The sequence below is a fragment of the Streptomyces cylindrosporus genome (assembly GCF_022698165.1).
Lineage (GTDB): Bacteria > Actinomycetota > Actinomycetes > Streptomycetales > Streptomycetaceae > Streptomyces > Streptomyces cylindrosporus.
This window is the reverse complement of record NZ_JALDAY010000011.1, coordinates 415,577-428,832: the sequence shown is the minus strand read 5'-3', so window position 1 is coordinate 428,832 and position 13,256 is coordinate 415,577. Positions and strand designations below refer to the sequence as shown.

General features: G+C 67.4%; 15 protein-coding genes and 1 tRNA gene. 6 read left to right on the top strand and 10 right to left on the bottom strand.

Going from position 1 to position 13,256, the window contains the following annotated elements; all coding sequences use genetic code 11:
- Window positions 1-152 precede the first annotated feature (152 nt).
- The 3 genes from htpX (at window position 153) to MQP27_RS35000 (ending at window position 2,050) form a co-directional block, all read left to right on the top strand.
- Window positions 153-1,016, top strand: coding sequence for a zinc metalloprotease HtpX (gene htpX, locus MQP27_RS35010; RefSeq protein WP_242772735.1), 864 nt, complete (start codon window positions 153-155; stop codon window positions 1,014-1,016).
- Window positions 1,013-1,405: a YccF domain-containing protein gene (locus MQP27_RS35005; RefSeq protein WP_242772732.1), complete on the top strand. Its 393-nt coding sequence runs from the start codon at window positions 1,013-1,015 to the stop codon at window positions 1,403-1,405. Before htpX ends, MQP27_RS35005 begins: the two co-directional genes overlap by 4 nt.
- Before the next feature lie 78 nt (window positions 1,406-1,483).
- Entirely contained in the window at window positions 1,484-2,050 is a 567-nt protein-coding gene (locus MQP27_RS35000; RefSeq protein WP_242772730.1) for an SMI1/KNR4 family protein, read from the top strand.
- 133 nt (window positions 2,051-2,183) lie between these two features.
- Here MQP27_RS35000 and MQP27_RS34995 read toward each other — a convergent pair whose 3' ends face one another.
- Complete coding sequence (locus MQP27_RS34995) at window positions 2,184-3,443, bottom strand: APC family permease (RefSeq protein WP_242772727.1); 1,260 nt, start codon at window positions 3,441-3,443, stop codon at window positions 2,184-2,186.
- Between the two features lie 240 nt (window positions 3,444-3,683).
- On the opposite strand from MQP27_RS34995, the gene MQP27_RS34990 reads away from it, so the two are divergent.
- Entirely contained in the window at window positions 3,684-3,950 is a 267-nt protein-coding gene (locus tag MQP27_RS34990) for a GlsB/YeaQ/YmgE family stress response membrane protein (RefSeq protein ID WP_242772725.1), read from the top strand.
- Between the two features lie 105 nt (window positions 3,951-4,055).
- On the opposite strand, the gene MQP27_RS34985 is transcribed toward MQP27_RS34990, so the two are convergent.
- Complete coding sequence (locus MQP27_RS34985; protein ID WP_019756392.1) at window positions 4,056-4,544, bottom strand: YajQ family cyclic di-GMP-binding protein; 489 nt, start codon at window positions 4,542-4,544, stop codon at window positions 4,056-4,058.
- 224 nt (window positions 4,545-4,768) lie between these two features.
- Here MQP27_RS34985 and MQP27_RS34980 point away from each other — a divergent pair.
- Window positions 4,769-4,850 (top strand) — tRNA-Tyr (locus MQP27_RS34980).
- A 151-nt stretch (window positions 4,851-5,001) separates the two neighbouring features.
- Here the strand turns inward: MQP27_RS34980 and MQP27_RS34975 are convergent.
- The 7 genes from MQP27_RS34975 to MQP27_RS34945 form a co-directional block, all read right to left on the bottom strand.
- Complete coding sequence (locus MQP27_RS34975) at window positions 5,002-6,369, bottom strand: tyrosine-type recombinase/integrase (RefSeq protein ID WP_242772723.1); 1,368 nt, start codon at window positions 6,367-6,369, stop codon at window positions 5,002-5,004.
- Window positions 6,366-6,575 (bottom strand): helix-turn-helix transcriptional regulator, encoded by a 210-nt coding sequence (locus tag MQP27_RS34970; protein ID WP_242772721.1) that lies wholly within the window; start codon window positions 6,573-6,575, stop codon window positions 6,366-6,368. Before MQP27_RS34970 ends, MQP27_RS34975 begins: the two co-directional genes overlap by 4 nt.
- Window positions 6,576-6,785: 210 nt before the next feature.
- On the bottom strand, window positions 6,786-8,039 hold the full coding sequence (locus tag MQP27_RS34965) for a DUF3631 domain-containing protein (protein WP_242772719.1): 1,254 nt from the start codon (window positions 8,037-8,039) through the stop codon (window positions 6,786-6,788).
- Window positions 8,036-8,398, bottom strand: a complete 363-nt coding sequence (locus MQP27_RS34960) for a hypothetical protein (protein WP_242772717.1) — start codon at window positions 8,396-8,398, stop codon at window positions 8,036-8,038. Before MQP27_RS34960 ends, MQP27_RS34965 begins: the two co-directional genes overlap by 4 nt.
- Window positions 8,395-9,303, bottom strand: coding sequence for a bifunctional DNA primase/polymerase (locus MQP27_RS34955; protein ID WP_242772714.1), 909 nt, complete (start codon window positions 9,301-9,303; stop codon window positions 8,395-8,397). The genes MQP27_RS34960 and MQP27_RS34955 overlap by 4 nt, the downstream gene beginning before the upstream one ends.
- Window positions 9,300-9,929, bottom strand: coding sequence for a class I SAM-dependent methyltransferase (locus tag MQP27_RS34950; RefSeq protein WP_242772711.1), 630 nt, complete (start codon window positions 9,927-9,929; stop codon window positions 9,300-9,302). The genes MQP27_RS34955 and MQP27_RS34950 overlap by 4 nt, the downstream gene beginning before the upstream one ends.
- On the bottom strand, window positions 9,926-10,612 hold the full coding sequence (locus tag MQP27_RS34945) for a DNA cytosine methyltransferase (protein ID WP_242772708.1): 687 nt from the start codon (window positions 10,610-10,612) through the stop codon (window positions 9,926-9,928). The genes MQP27_RS34950 and MQP27_RS34945 overlap by 4 nt, the downstream gene beginning before the upstream one ends.
- A 103-nt stretch (window positions 10,613-10,715) precedes the next feature.
- Between MQP27_RS34945 and MQP27_RS34940 the strand changes: the two genes are divergently transcribed.
- A complete protein-coding gene (locus MQP27_RS34940) occupies window positions 10,716-11,660 on the top strand; it encodes an HNH endonuclease signature motif containing protein (RefSeq protein WP_242772706.1) in 945 nt (314 codons plus the stop codon).
- Between the two features lie 510 nt (window positions 11,661-12,170).
- On the opposite strand, the gene MQP27_RS34935 is transcribed toward MQP27_RS34940, so the two are convergent.
- Window positions 12,171-12,581, bottom strand: coding sequence for a hypothetical protein (locus MQP27_RS34935; protein ID WP_242772704.1), 411 nt, complete (start codon window positions 12,579-12,581; stop codon window positions 12,171-12,173).
- Window positions 12,582-13,256: the final 675 nt, after the last annotated feature.

The window sequence follows — 13,256 nt, the reverse complement described above, 5'->3', positions numbered from 1 at the left end:
CCGTACGCACAAGGGAACTAGTGGTCCTCGCCTGGCGTTGACCAGTACGGGAGGGTCCACTGGATGTGACACCACGGCACCAGTGGCACCGGAGAAAGCAAGCAAGACCGCAAGCAAAGGGTTCCCCTGCTGCACGATTTGGAGGGCGTACCGTGCACCGCCGGCACAACGGGCTAAGGACCGCAGTACTCCTCGGAGGACTGTCCGCCCTCATCATCGTCATCGGCAGTTTCTTCGGCCGCATGGGGCTCGTCGTAGCGGTTCTCGTCGCACTGGGCACGAACGCGTACGCGTACTGGAACAGCGACAAACTGGCGCTACGCGCGATGCGCGCGCGCCCGGTGAGCGAATTCGAGGCCCCCGCCCTCTACCGCATGGTCCGCGAGCTCTCCACCGAGGCCCGCCAGCCCATGCCCCGCCTGTACATCTCCCCGACGGAGGCGCCCAACGCCTTCGCCACGGGCCGCAATCCGCGCAACGCCGCCGTGTGCTGCACGGAAGGCATCCTGCGCATCCTGGACGAGCGCGAACTGCGCGGCGTCATCGGTCACGAGCTCAGTCACGTCTACAACCGCGACATCCTCATCTCGTCGGTGGCCGGCGCGCTCGCCTCCGTGATCATGTTCCTGGTCAACTTCGCCTGGCTGATCCCGATCGGCCGCTCCGACGACGATGACGGCCCCGGAATTCTGGGCATGCTGCTCATCATGATCCTGGGCCCGCTCGCGGCGACTCTCATCCAACTCGCCATCAGCCGTTCCAGAGAGTACGAGGCCGACGCGTCCGGCGCCCAGCTGACGGGCGACCCGCTCGCCCTCGCCGGCGCGCTGCGCAAGCTCGAAGCGGGCACCAAGCAGCTCCCGTTGCCGCCCGAGCCGCGCATCGAGACCGCGAGCCACATGATGATCGCGAACCCCTTCCGTCCCGGCCAGGGACTGTCCAAGATGTTCTCGACGCACCCGCCGATGGCGGAACGCATCGCCCGGCTCGAGAAGATGGCAGGTCGCCCCCAGTGAAAACCATCCTGAACATCATCTGGCTCATCCTGAGCGGCTTCTGGCTGTTCCTCGGGTACCTCGCCGCGGGCGTCATCCTCTGCATCACGATCATCGGCATCCCGTTCGGCATCGCGGCGTTCCGCATCGGCATCTACGCCCTGTGGCCCTTCGGGTACACGACGGTCGAGCGCCACGACGCCGGAGCCCCCTCCTGCATCGGCAACGTCCTGTGGCTGGTCCTGGCCGGCTGGTGGCTGGCGCTCACGCACATCGTCACCGGGATCGTGCTGTGCATCACGATCATCGGAATCCCCTTCGGCATCGCCAACTTCAAGCTGATCCCGGTCTCGCTGCTGCCGCTCGGCCGCGAGATCGTGCCGACGGACCAGCCGTTCGCAACGCGCTGACCAGCCCTGCGGGGGTTGTCCACAGGCGGTTGTCCACAGGCTGTCCCGGTTGTCAGTGGCGGCTTGCATCATGAACCCATGACCGAGAACGAGCAGTTGCTGGCACGGGTGGCCGCCAAGGCACGCAACACCCGCCCATGGGGCTGGACTTCCCTTCCCGCGCCCGTCGACGCGGCCACCCTGGCCCGCGCCGAGGCCACCCTGGGATTCCCCCTGCCCCCGCTGCTCGCCGAGCTGTACCTACGGATAGGCGACGGCGGATTCGGCCCGGAGTACGGCCTGTTGCCCCTGCTGGACAGCCCACCCGCCGGAGAGCCCGCCGCCGTCGTCCAGTACCTCACCAACCGCGCCGACGCCCTCCAGGACCCCGAATGGCCCTGGCCCGAGGGAGTCCTGCCGATATCCCACTGGGGCTGCGCGATGTACGCGTGCGTGGACTGTCACACCCCGGAAGCCCCCGTCCTGCTCTTCGAGCCGAACGCGGGCCAAGCCGACCACGCCTGGTACGTCGACGCCCCGAGCCTCACCGACTGGCTGCACACCTGGACAACCGGCACGGGCTGGTACGAGGAGACCAACGAGGGCATGGACCTGCCGCCCTGGGACGACTTCCGCATACGCACGACACAGGCACAGGCGTCCTGACGGACGCGGTCCATCTCGTACGGCGTTGCGGGCGACGGAGTTGTACGGCGTCGCGCCCTACCGCTCGCCCGTGCAGGCGGGCACGGCCGGGCCGGCCCGTGGAGTGCTGGACCGCCTCGCGGAGCACGGCGCCCTACGCCCGCCGTCTCCCGGTCACCCACCGCCGCAAGCCGTACGCCAACACACCCACTGCCAGTACCCCGGCCCCCACGACCACCGAGACCCCCGGCAGCGAGAACGCCAGCACCAGGCACCCGGCCAGCCCCAGGGCCGGCAGCACCCGCGTGGCCGGAGCCGAACTCAGCGTCCAGGCCGAGGCGTTGGCCACGGCGTAGTACGCCAGCACACCGAAGGAGGAGAACCCGATCGCGCCCCGGACGTCCACCGTGGCGGCCAGGGCGGCGACCACCGCACCCACGGCCAGTTCGGCCCGGTGCGGCACCTGGAAACGCGGATGCACGGCCGAGAGCGCGCCGGGCAGATGCCGGTCGCGGGCCATGGCCAGCGTCGTGCGCGAGACGCCCAGGATCAGGGCGAGCAGCGAGCCCAACGCGGCCACGGCAGCGCCCACCCGCACCACCGGCACCAGCCCCGGCACCCCGGCCGTCCGCACCGCGTCGGCCAGCGGAGCACCCGCGCGCCCGAGACCGTCGGCCCCCAGCACGGAAAGGACAGCCACCGCCACACACACGTACACGGCCAACGCGATGCCCAGAGCCAGGGGGATCGCGCGAGGGATGGTGCGCGCCGGATCCCGTACCTCCTCGCCCAGGGTCGCGATACGCGCGTACCCCGCGAAGGCGAAGAACAGCAGGCCGGCCGCCTGCAACACTCCGCCCACGCCGCCCGAGGTCCCGACGTCCAGGCGCCCGGCGTCGGACGCCCCGGACCCCAGACACACGACCACCACGCAAGCGAGGACAGCGAGCACCACCGCCACGATCGCCCGAGTCAGCCAGGCGGACTTCTGGATTCCGCCGTAGTTCACCGCGGTCAGCGCCACCACGGCCGCGACCGCCACGGCGTGCGCCTGAGCCGGCCAGGCGTACGCGCCCACGGTGAGCGCCATCGCCGCACAGGAGGCCGTCTTCCCGACCACGAACGACCAGCCCGCGAGATAACCCCAGAACGCCCCGAGCCGCTCGCGCCCGTACACATACGTGCCGCCGGAGGCCGGATACAGCGCGGCCAGCCGGGCCGAGGACGTGGCGTTGCAGTACGCGACCACGGCGGCGACCGCGAGGCCGAGCAGCAGCCCCGAGCCGGCCGCGCGTGCGGCGGGACCCAGGGCGGCGAAGATGCCTGCCCCGATCATCGAGCCGAGCCCGATGACCACGGCGTCCCCGACCCCCAGGGTGCGGCGCAGTTCGGCGGCGGAACCGGGCTGTGTCATGGCCCGAACCCTACTGATCCCTGCAACCGAGGAGTGCCATCGTGACGTCCTGTCCATCAACAGAGCACGACAAGCGCGCGACGCACGGGCCGTACGAGCAGTACAGGCGATTCAGGCAGCTCAGGCCGGACGGCGCACGCGGCGCAGCACGGGCGAACGTCAAGAGATGCACAGCCTGTCCGCACCGAAATCTCACCGTTCGGACAGTGCAAGCACAGCGTGAAGGGGCAGGTTCTCGGCATGACGATCATCAGCTGGATCATCCTGGGGCTGTTGGCCGGGGCCATCGCCAAGTTCCTGCTGCCGGGCCGCGACCCGGGCGGCTTCATCGGCACGACGCTCATCGGCATCGCGGGCGCGTTCATCGGCGGCTGGATCTCGGCCCGCTGGCTGGACCATCCGATCACCAAGGACTTCTACGACGGAGCGACATGGGCCGCGGCGATCGGCGGCTCGCTCGTCCTCCTGGTCGCCTACCGCATCCTGTTCGGCAACTCGCGCAACTGAGCACGGCAGAGCACACCCCCGGACCGCAGCCAGCAGGCGAGAAGGGTGGGCACCGACGGGTGCCCACCCTTTCTCGTACGACCGTCCTGCCTGTCGGCAGGCGTCCTACCGGTAGTTCACGAACTGCAGCGCGAAGTCGAAGTCCTTGCCCTTCAGGAGGGCGATCACGGCCTGCAGATCGTCACGGCTCTTCGAGCTGACGCGCAGCTCGTCACCCTGCACCTGGGCCTTGACGCCCTTGGGGCCCTCGTCGCGGATGATCTTCGCCACCTTCTTCGCGTTCTCCTGGGAGATGCCCTCCTCGATCGAAGCGAAGATCTTGTACTCCTTGCCGGACAGCTGCGGCTCACCGGCGTCGAGCGCCTTCAGCGAGATCCCACGCTTGATCAGCTTGGACTGGAAGACGTCGAGGACGGCCTTGACGCGGTCCTCGGAGTTCGCCTCCATCAGGATCTTGTCACCGGACCACGAGATCGAGGCACCCACGCCCTTGAAGTCGTAGCGCTGCGAGATCTCCTTGGCGGCCTGGTTGAGGGCGTTGTCGACCTCCTGCCGCTCGACCTTCGAGACGATGTCGAAACTGGAGTCGGCCATGTCCTGTGGCTCCTTGTATCGGGGTGCGTGTGGGGTGCGTATCGGCGGGCGTGGGGGTGGCCGCCGAGCCCGGCGTGAACCCGGGCCGCATCCGGACAAGCCTAGCTACCCGTGGTCGCCCGAGCGCAGATCAATCGGGTGGCGAAGCACCCCTCGGCATCGGGTATTGTTTACGTCGTTGCCACGGAGCACCGCCGAAAAGCGGTTCGAACGGCAGCAACCCCGGCGGTGTGCCCGAGCGGCCAAAGGGAGCAGACTGTAAATCTGCCGGCTCAGCCTTCCCAGGTTCGAATCCTGGCGCCGCCACACGGAAAACAAAGGCCCCCGACCTGCTGTTTAAGCAGGTCGGGGGCCTTTGTCGTGCGCCTTGACGATCAAGGTACTGTCTCGTGCTGTCTCGCGTTCGAACGCCTCATCTCGAACCGTGTGGACCAGACGTGGACCAGATCTTGGCCCGTCAGCTCTGCTGTCCGAGACGAACCGAGATTTTGGCGTTCGCGGCCTCGTCTCCGTCGCTGAGGAACTTGGCGTAGACCCGGAACAGGACGGCCACGCTGTGGCCGGCGCGCTCAGCCACGAGCTGAGGTTCGACTCCCGAACTGAGCCAGGTGGACACCGCCGCGTGGCGAAGGTCATACGGCCGCTTGGCCAGCACCGACTCGAACTCTGTCGGGGTCAGGGCCCGCGAGCGAGCCTCAGCCCAGACCTCGCCGTATCCGGTGTCCTGGACCAGTCCACCGCGCATCGTCTGGAAGACCCGCCCGTCGGTCGCCGTGCCGTACGCGGTGAGATGCCATCGCAGCAGCGCCACCAGCTCTGGGGGGATCGGCACGCGCCGCACTGCCTTGCGTGGGCGATGCTTCAGCCCCCTCTTCTCGTGTGCCTCCCCGCTGTCCGTCCAGGCAGTGCCGGAGCGCGGGCGGGTCTCACGGAGCCGGAGCAGGCCCCACCCGCGGCGGGGTAGGTCGCAGTCCCCGACCCGCAGTCCGATGACTTCAGCCGGCCGTGCAGCCGCGTAGTACATGCATCCGAAGAACGCCACGAGACGGCGACCACGCTGGCTCTGATCGCGCACAGCGGCCAAGAGCTGGGCCGCTTGGGCGGGGTTCGGCACGCACTCCGGATCCACCTCCTCTACGACCTGCTCGGGTGCCGTCCACTTGATCCGGTCCAACGGGTTGTCACTGATCAGTTCGGCGTCGACCGCGAATTCGAGAGAGTTGTAGAAGATCGCGCGCTTTCGACTGATCGTCCCCGCTGCTGCGGTCGTACCGTCCAGCTTCTTCGACAGAGCGCTCAGAGCGGCGCGTACGACAAGACGGTCGGAGAGCGCGGACATGGGGAGCGACTTGCGCTTGAACCAATCCAGCGTCTTGACCACGTCGGCAGGGGTCTCCTCATCCCACCGGTTCTTGTTGAACGCCCAGCTGTAGAGGGCGCGTCGGACGGCTCTCGTGTCTGGCATCCCGTTGGTGTCCTTCACGAACGCGGGCGTCACCGTTGCCATGGCCTCCGCCAGCGTCCGTCTCGTATTGCCGGGCGAGTCACCCCACTTCATCTCGATGTAGTTCCGGGCGTGCTCGTACCACGAGATGTCTCGGTTCTTGTCGACCAGGGATTTCGGCAGACCGCTGTCCATGTCGAACGGCTCGCCCGCGCGCTGGGCTGTGATGAGCTGGGCCCGGCGGCTGTCCGCCAGGCCCGAGGTCTGGTACGACTCCGAATGCGGACGGACGCCCACCTTCCAGCGGAGTTGATAGGGCTTCCGTCGGCCTTCACGCTTGCGGATGGTCCAGATCTTGACGTCGTAGGTCCAGTCGGTCACGCGGCTTCCAATTCGTCCTTGAAGGCGTCCAGGACACTTCGGCGCACACAGATGCGGCCGGAGGGCGTGCGCTGCGCTTCCGGCCCGATGCCGCGGTTACGCCACCGGTACCAGGTGGCGCGGGTGATGCCGATCTCTTCCAGTACGTCGCTCAGCGGCAGGAGTTCGTCCTTGGGCGCTCGCCGGCGACGGGAAGGGCTGGCCATGTTGAGATCTCCTAAGACAGAAGGAGGAACAGACAGCGGAAGGGGCCGCGCCACCCCTCCCGGGGCCGTCTGCGGCCCCTTCTGTGGATCCGCCACGTCCGCCACACCGCCACACCGCAGGTCAGCGGCTTGTAATCGTGGCGGTGGGCGGTGATGTGGCGGATGGATGCCGCCGCACGGTCGCGCGGCGGCACTGGACATCTGTGCTGGTCAGCCCACGCTCTTCAAGCGGCGCGTGTCGGCTTCCGAGAGCGTGTGGCGGATGTCGGAAGGCGGATCCGCCACGCTCTCACCGTCGTTGACCTGCGTTGTGGCGGCCGTGGCGGATGTGGCGGACTCTCCGGGGGGAGGCGGGCAGTACCGCTCCCACGCGTCGTGCAGGTCTTCGGCGTAGTAGCCCTTGGGGAAGGTGCCGGACGTCGTACGGATGCCACGGGGCTTGATCGGTTTGTTCGCCGAAGTGACGTACTGGCCCAACAGCTTGGCCAGCGTGCGCGAGTTGATGGGCTTGTCGTCCAGATCGCCCCAGGGCGCGTCGTCCATGTTCAGCAGGCATTCCAGGATGACCGCGGTCGGCATGCGGTCCGCACCGCAGAACACCTTGTCGCGCAGGTCGGTCAGGAGCCGGATCCCGAGTGAGGCTTCTTCGCCTCCTCGCGTGGCGTGGACCAGTTCAAGGCAGGCCGCGCGGGCCCGCTCGGGCCAGTGCCCACCAGCCGCATCGGCGACGGCCAGCAGAGGTTCCCACACGTCCGCCGGGCGGTCGGAGACTCCATCCGGCATCTCCGGCCAAGCCTCTGCGACGGCTTCGCGGACGGTGTCGGCCCACTCGGCGAGCCGGTCTCGCAGCGCGTGGCCCTGCTTCTCGTGGGTGCGGCGGCGGTATCCCTCAACCTTCTCGTTGGGGGCGCGCTTGCGCATGCGGATGATGACCGAGCGGGTCAGGATCGTGTCGGGCAGGGAGCCGAGTCCGGCCATGGCCACGGCGCAGAAGGACGAGAACCATCCCGCGGTCTGGTTGGCGCCGTCGCCGACGCAGCGGAGCGCCTGCCCGCCGCGCCGGTAGCCGGAGTTCAAGAAGCCGCGCACAGGTTCGTTGTCGCCGGCCTTGGGGCCGAAGACGGTGTCGATCTCGTCGAAGAGCAGGGTGGGCGTGCCCTCGGTGGCGTCCACCAGCCGGAACAGCGCATTGGCGGAGGCGTTGACCGTCATCGCGGCGTTCGGGGTGAGCGTCTCCACGATCTCCAGCGCGCGCGACTTGCCCGATCCGGGTTCAGGGGAGAGGAACGCGAGGCGGGCGGTGCCGTCGAACGCGTCGATCAGGTGCGCGTGGGCATCCCAGAGGGCTACGGCGACGTACGCGGCTTCGGTGGGGAAGACGTTGAAGCGGCGGTGGAACGCTTCGACCTCATCGAGCAGGGCCGCGCCGTCGATGGGCGGCGGAGGCGTGGTGGTGCTGGTCATGCGGCGTTCCTCCTTTCCTGGGTGGTGCGGAGCGGGCACTCGTCGCGGTGGGTTTGGTGGTCAGCGATCAGGGCCAACACCTTGCGGTGGCCGACGGCGCTGCGGTCGCGGCCACACAGGCACGTCGAAGTGGCCGTCGGCGTGGCGCCGTACGGCGCGCAGATGTGCAGCCAGGCCACGAAGTACCGGCCGTCACCGGCGGACGGATCGCTGGAGTTCTGACCGGGGGGAATGGCTGAAAGGACGGCCTGTCGGCCGTCGCTCTTCGTGCCACGGCCGCCGTCCGGGGCAGCCGGAGACAGGCGCGGGCGCCCCGACTTGAGGTAGGGAGGCTTTTCAGGCCCGCGCTGGGGGCTCATACGGCCTCCCTCGGTCGGCACGTGCGGATGGACCAGTCCAGGGCGCTGCGGATGGTGGTGCGGCATTCGGCCGTCGGCAGTCCGGCCGTCTCGCCGGCCGCCTGAAAAGCCTCCTCGACCGCGTCCCGGGGGATCTCGCCCCAGGCGACGAACCGTCCCAGCGAGCGGGCGCCCGCCAAGAGCCGGTTGTTCCGGCCGCCCTCTGAAGTGCCGCGGACGGCGGCCGTCTCGCGTTCCAGGGCCGCCGTGGCGCGGCGGGTGGCCTGGCCCGGGATGAGGAGCGGGGCGGCTGCCACGATCGGTGGAGGAGGGGTCTGGAGGTGATGCAGCAGCCAGGTGGGCAGAACCGCTGCCGGTACGTCGTCGGTCACTATGTAGGCGCCCTGCGGAGTGCTGCTGCCCGCGGCGACGACGTTGCCACCCCACGCGCGGGTGTCCATATTGGGGGCCACGGTGCGGGCGGTGCTGTGCAGGCGGATGTCCGGCGGGGTGGCGAAGTACAGGTGCAGGCCGCCGGAGGGCGTCCGCACCGTGTAGGTCGTCGGCCACGGCACTTCGGCGCGCTCGCAGAGCGCCGAAAAGGACGTCGCGCCGTCAGGCGCGGCCGAACTGCCTTTCCGCTTCTCTTCCTTGGGCACGTCCAGGTCGATGACGACCAGGCCGGAGGGGCCCGGAGCGATGCCGACGTTGAACGTGCCCGCCGTCCACGCGGCGCGGATGCGGTCAGGGTCGGTGGTGGCGCGCTGTTCCCACTTCACGTGGTCGGCGGCGCACTCGCCGATGTGGGGGCAGGCGCGTTCGCCGTGCAGGGCTGAGGCCTTGCCGCCGGGGCGCAGCGGGTGGACACGCCAGCCGCGCGTGGCGGCCGTCAGCGCAGCATCCAGCAGGGTTGGGGATGGGGTCATGCGGCGGTCCTCCCTTGCAGGGCGAGGAACTGGGTGGCGATCCAGTGGGAGTAGGCGGGCGGTACGGCTTTGCGGGCTTCGAGGTTGGTCATCCAGGTGCAGCCCATGGCGTCCGCGTAAGCGCGCTCGCCCTTGTGCGCGAACGCCAGCAGGCCCTTGTGGTGCCAGCAGGGCGGGATCAGATCTCCACCGCCGCCCCAGGACGTTTCGAAGACGCGGTGTCGGCGGATGCTGAGCCCGAACTGGGTGCCGCACAGCAAGTAGTCCGGCCTCAGAGGAGCCTCGGTCACGTTCTCGATGACCCACGGCACCCCCGAGGCTTGGAATCGTTCACGTCGGGGGGTGAGTAGGTCGGGGTGGTTGTCGCGGCTGCCGCGCCAGGCGGTGACCTTGGCGAAGTGCTCGCAGGGCCAAGAGGCGTGGACCAGGTCGAAGCCGTCGAGTGGGAAGGTGAGGGCGTCGGTCTGGTGGAAGGGGAAGGGGTAGTTGGGCTGCGGGCGGTTGTCGACGCCGGTGACGTCGAATCCGGCGAGGTGGTAGCCCATGGACAGGCCCCCGGCGCCGCAGCACAGGTCCAGCAGGCGCAGGCCGTTGGGTCGCCTCAGCGGCAGCACGCGCGCGCTCATGTGGCCACCGCCTCGCAGGTCAGCGCCGCGAGGGCGTGGGTGCCGAGCCACCGGGTATAGGCGGGGGGTACACATTCGCGGATGCCGTCGCGGTTCATCCACTTCACGCCCATCACGCGGCGTGCGTGGCCGACGCCGGAGAAGTTGCCGACGAACTGGCCGTAGTGGCCGGGCGGGATGGGGCGGCCCATCTTGGCCTGCGGCACTAGGTGGGCGCGGTGCTCTGGCTGCGGGAGCAGCCAGCTGCCAGTCTCGAAGTACCGGTGTCGGTACGTGGCCAGCCCGTACATGGCCCCGCACAGCATCACCGGGGCGTGCATTTTGGGTACGGCGCCGGAGACGTTCTCGATCACCCATGGCAGCCCCGTCGACTTCAGCGCGGCACGGGTGGGGGCGATCAGGTCGGGATGCTGGTTACCGCGGATGCGCTGGCAGTCGCTGTGGTGCTGGCACGGCGGGGAGGCGTGGATGAAGTCGAACTCGGCCCCGTGCTCGCGGATGAAGGCGACCGCTTCGGCTTGGACGAAGGCGAAGGGGTAGCGCGGCTGCGGGTGGATGTCGACGCCCGTGACGTCGAAGCCGGCCAGGTGGTAACCCATGCCGGCACCGCCCTGACAGCAGAACGCGTCTAGCAGGCGCGGGAGTTGGCCGCTCCGGTGCCGGATGTCAGTGGGTTGGGTCATGCTTGACCTCTCCAGTTCTGTTGGTGAGCTGGGGTGTGGGGCAGCCGCGGTCTTTTGCCGAGAGAGCGGCTGCCCCGGTCTGTGGGATGAGGACGGGGGCACGATGACGAGTGCGTGGCTGCTGCTGGCCGTGGGGGATGCCCGCCAGCACGGCGGGAACGACGGCTACGAGGACAACCCGCGCGAGTACTACCGCTGGGACAGCACGGTTCCCAACCACGCCCGTCTGGCAGTGGGAGACGTCGTCGCACTGTGGGACAAACGAGAACTGATCGGCGTCTCGGCAATCGACACCATCGAGACCGGAACCGAGGACAAGACGCGGTACTTCTGCCCCCACTGCAGGAAAGCCGACTTCAAGCGGCGGGTGCGGATGACTCCGGCCTGCCGCTGCAACCAGTGCGAGGCCACCTTCGACACACCAGGGCAGCGGGTCGAGCCGGTCACCACCTACCTGGCCCGCTACGGCCGGCGCTGGGTCGACGGGCGCGGCCTGCTGGGCGGACCGCAGTTGCGTGCCCTATGCGACTCGCCGGGATCGCAGCTGAGCATGCGTACGACCAGCTGGGAGAAGCTGCTGGACGCGCTGCTGGCGACCGGACGGCTGAACGCGGATGCCGTGTCCGGGCTGGCCAACCAGCGCCACCGGCGGACGCCCATCGTGGGCGGGCACCGGTTCGCGAAGGTCCGCACCCGGGTCGGACAGGCGGCGTTTCGGGCCGCGCTGCTGGACGAGCAGGGCGAGCAGTGCGCCATCAGCGGTCCTGCCCCCGCGGAAGTGCTGGAAGCGGCGCACCTGTACAGCTACGCGGAAACTGGTGAACACCACGACTTCGGCGGCCTGCTGCTGCGCCGGGACCTGCACACCCTGTTTGATAAGGGGCGCATCGCCGTCGACCCGGAAACGGGCTTGCTTGACACCGACCCGGGGTTGAATGCCTATCCGGTCTACGCCGAACTGCACGGCAAGCCGCTCGTCTTCGATGTGCGGCCAGAGCATCGGTTGTGGCTCGCGGCGCACTGGAACACGCATCGGGCTGACGCTTAGCTACGTGGGTGGCTCAATGAGGTGTCGGACCTATTAGCCATTGCGGACGCAGGAGTTGAGCATTCGGTTCGTTGTGGGAGAACCGTCGCTATGAATCAGTCGGCTGAGCTTTGGCTCCTGCTCGAAATTGACCGCTCGGCATCCTTAGAGGGACGGGAACCAGGGCGACGTGTGTCAGTAGCCGTACGGATGCTGGACACCGAGCTGAACGCGGCATCACATCTGGCTTGGTCCCACCATGGTCACCCCGTCGGACAGTCCGTTTCGTGAATCGCGAGGCTAGGTTTTGGTGGGAAATTCCTAAGCCGCAGTGCTATTCACATGATCGCTTGGTTCAACCCGACGGCGTCTTATCTCGGGCGTGGTGAGTGGAACTAGAAGGGCTGGCTACGCCCATCAGATTGAGAATCCACTGCCACAGAGCGTTGGCGGTCTTCCCGAAGATGGCAGCCAGCGCTCCGAGGACTCCGCCTAAGAGAGCCACGGATGTTCCCACCCAGAGTGTTGTGTTCATTCTTCCGAATTCTCCAGTTCGCAGATATAGGTGCTGGATCCGCAGCTCAGTAGAGTAGTGATCAGCAGAATAAGCGACTGCTGTCCGACAGTTTTTGAGTTCATGTCGCTTCCATTCGATGTTGCAGCAAGTAGAGCTGTTAGTGCCAGAATGAGAATATTGACCGCTCCGCAAAACTTCAGCACCGGAGGGGTGACCGAATTCTTTGTGCGCATTAGGGTTTGCGCGAGCGCGGATGCGGCCAGTCCCATAGCTACCACGTAGAGATCGGCCCTGGCTGCCAATTCGAAGAAGTCGAACTTGTGAGGCCCGTTTTTTTGTCGAGTACTTAAGAACTCTCCGAGTGTCGGCAGGACGGCGAAAAGAACTGCAAAAGCGAACCACATCCCTAACTTTCCGAGTGCCACTCTCTTATTCTTTGGTGACGTAGAAGGCTCCGGGGTCGTTGACCCGTTAGGAGCTTCGGGCGGGGCGGGAAGCGATCCATTTGCCTGTCCGTTTGATGGGACCGACGGCCCGCCAAGGGGCGGTTCCTGCCCCAGCTGGTGGGGGATGCTCGCGTTTCCGCTACTCGGCTCCGGCGCCTCCTGATGGGATGGAGGAACATCGGCCATGGGTACCCCTGTAATCGATCAAGTGTCTCGCCTGGATGTGGTGGCCGACATCACCTTCCAGGTATCTGCTTCCACGAGCAGTCACTTTTACCTCCATTTTATACTATGTATCGATATGTCTCTTACTGGCATGTCACGTCGCTATGATGCCCTGTTGGCGACCGTTTTAGTTGGCGATCTCCATGATATTTAAGATGGCGTTGTGCGCCGGGGGCGCGCGAACCATCCCTTCGCGCCTGTATGTGAAATAATTAACAGGATCACTGCTGCCGTGGCATTGCCTATGGGTGTGCGAGACTCCGGTTTGATGCGGCTAGCGCGACGAGAGGGGAGGCCCTACTCGTTGACGAAATAGAACTCCTGCTCGCAGGCGGTGCGACGCTCTGGGCTGTCCGTGGGTGATGGGTCAGCAGGCCATCTGAGGAAAAACTCGCACGACTCCATGCGTGTGCAGGCGCATGAAGCCGC

Bases quoted from the DNA above. Each gene is read 5' to 3' on its own strand.
- MQP27_RS34990 (WP_242772725.1), top strand. From the start codon at position 3,684: ATGACGATCATCAGCTGGATCATCCTGGGGCTGTTGGCCGGGGCCATC.
- MQP27_RS34950 (WP_242772711.1), bottom strand. From the start codon at position 9,929: ATGAGCGCGCGCGTGCTGCCGCTGAGGCGACCCAACGGCCTGCGCCTG.
- MQP27_RS34945 (WP_242772708.1), bottom strand. From the start codon at position 10,612: ATGACCCAACCCACTGACATCCGGCACCGGAGCGGCCAACTCCCGCGC.
- MQP27_RS34995 (WP_242772727.1), bottom strand. From the start codon at position 3,443: ATGACACAGCCCGGTTCCGCCGCCGAACTGCGCCGCACCCTGGGGGTC.
- MQP27_RS34985 (WP_019756392.1), bottom strand. From the start codon at position 4,544: ATGGCCGACTCCAGTTTCGACATCGTCTCGAAGGTCGAGCGGCAGGAG.
- MQP27_RS34960 (WP_242772717.1), bottom strand. From the start codon at position 8,398: ATGAGCCCCCAGCGCGGGCCTGAAAAGCCTCCCTACCTCAAGTCGGGG.
- MQP27_RS34970 (WP_242772721.1), bottom strand. From the start codon at position 6,575: ATGGCCAGCCCTTCCCGTCGCCGGCGAGCGCCCAAGGACGAACTCCTG.
- MQP27_RS34940 (WP_242772706.1), top strand. From the start codon at position 10,716: ATGACGAGTGCGTGGCTGCTGCTGGCCGTGGGGGATGCCCGCCAGCAC.
- MQP27_RS34955 (WP_242772714.1), bottom strand. From the start codon at position 9,303: ATGACCCCATCCCCAACCCTGCTGGATGCTGCGCTGACGGCCGCCACG.
- MQP27_RS35000 (WP_242772730.1), top strand. From the start codon at position 1,484: ATGACCGAGAACGAGCAGTTGCTGGCACGGGTGGCCGCCAAGGCACGC.
- MQP27_RS34965 (WP_242772719.1), bottom strand. From the start codon at position 8,039: ATGACCAGCACCACCACGCCTCCGCCGCCCATCGACGGCGCGGCCCTG.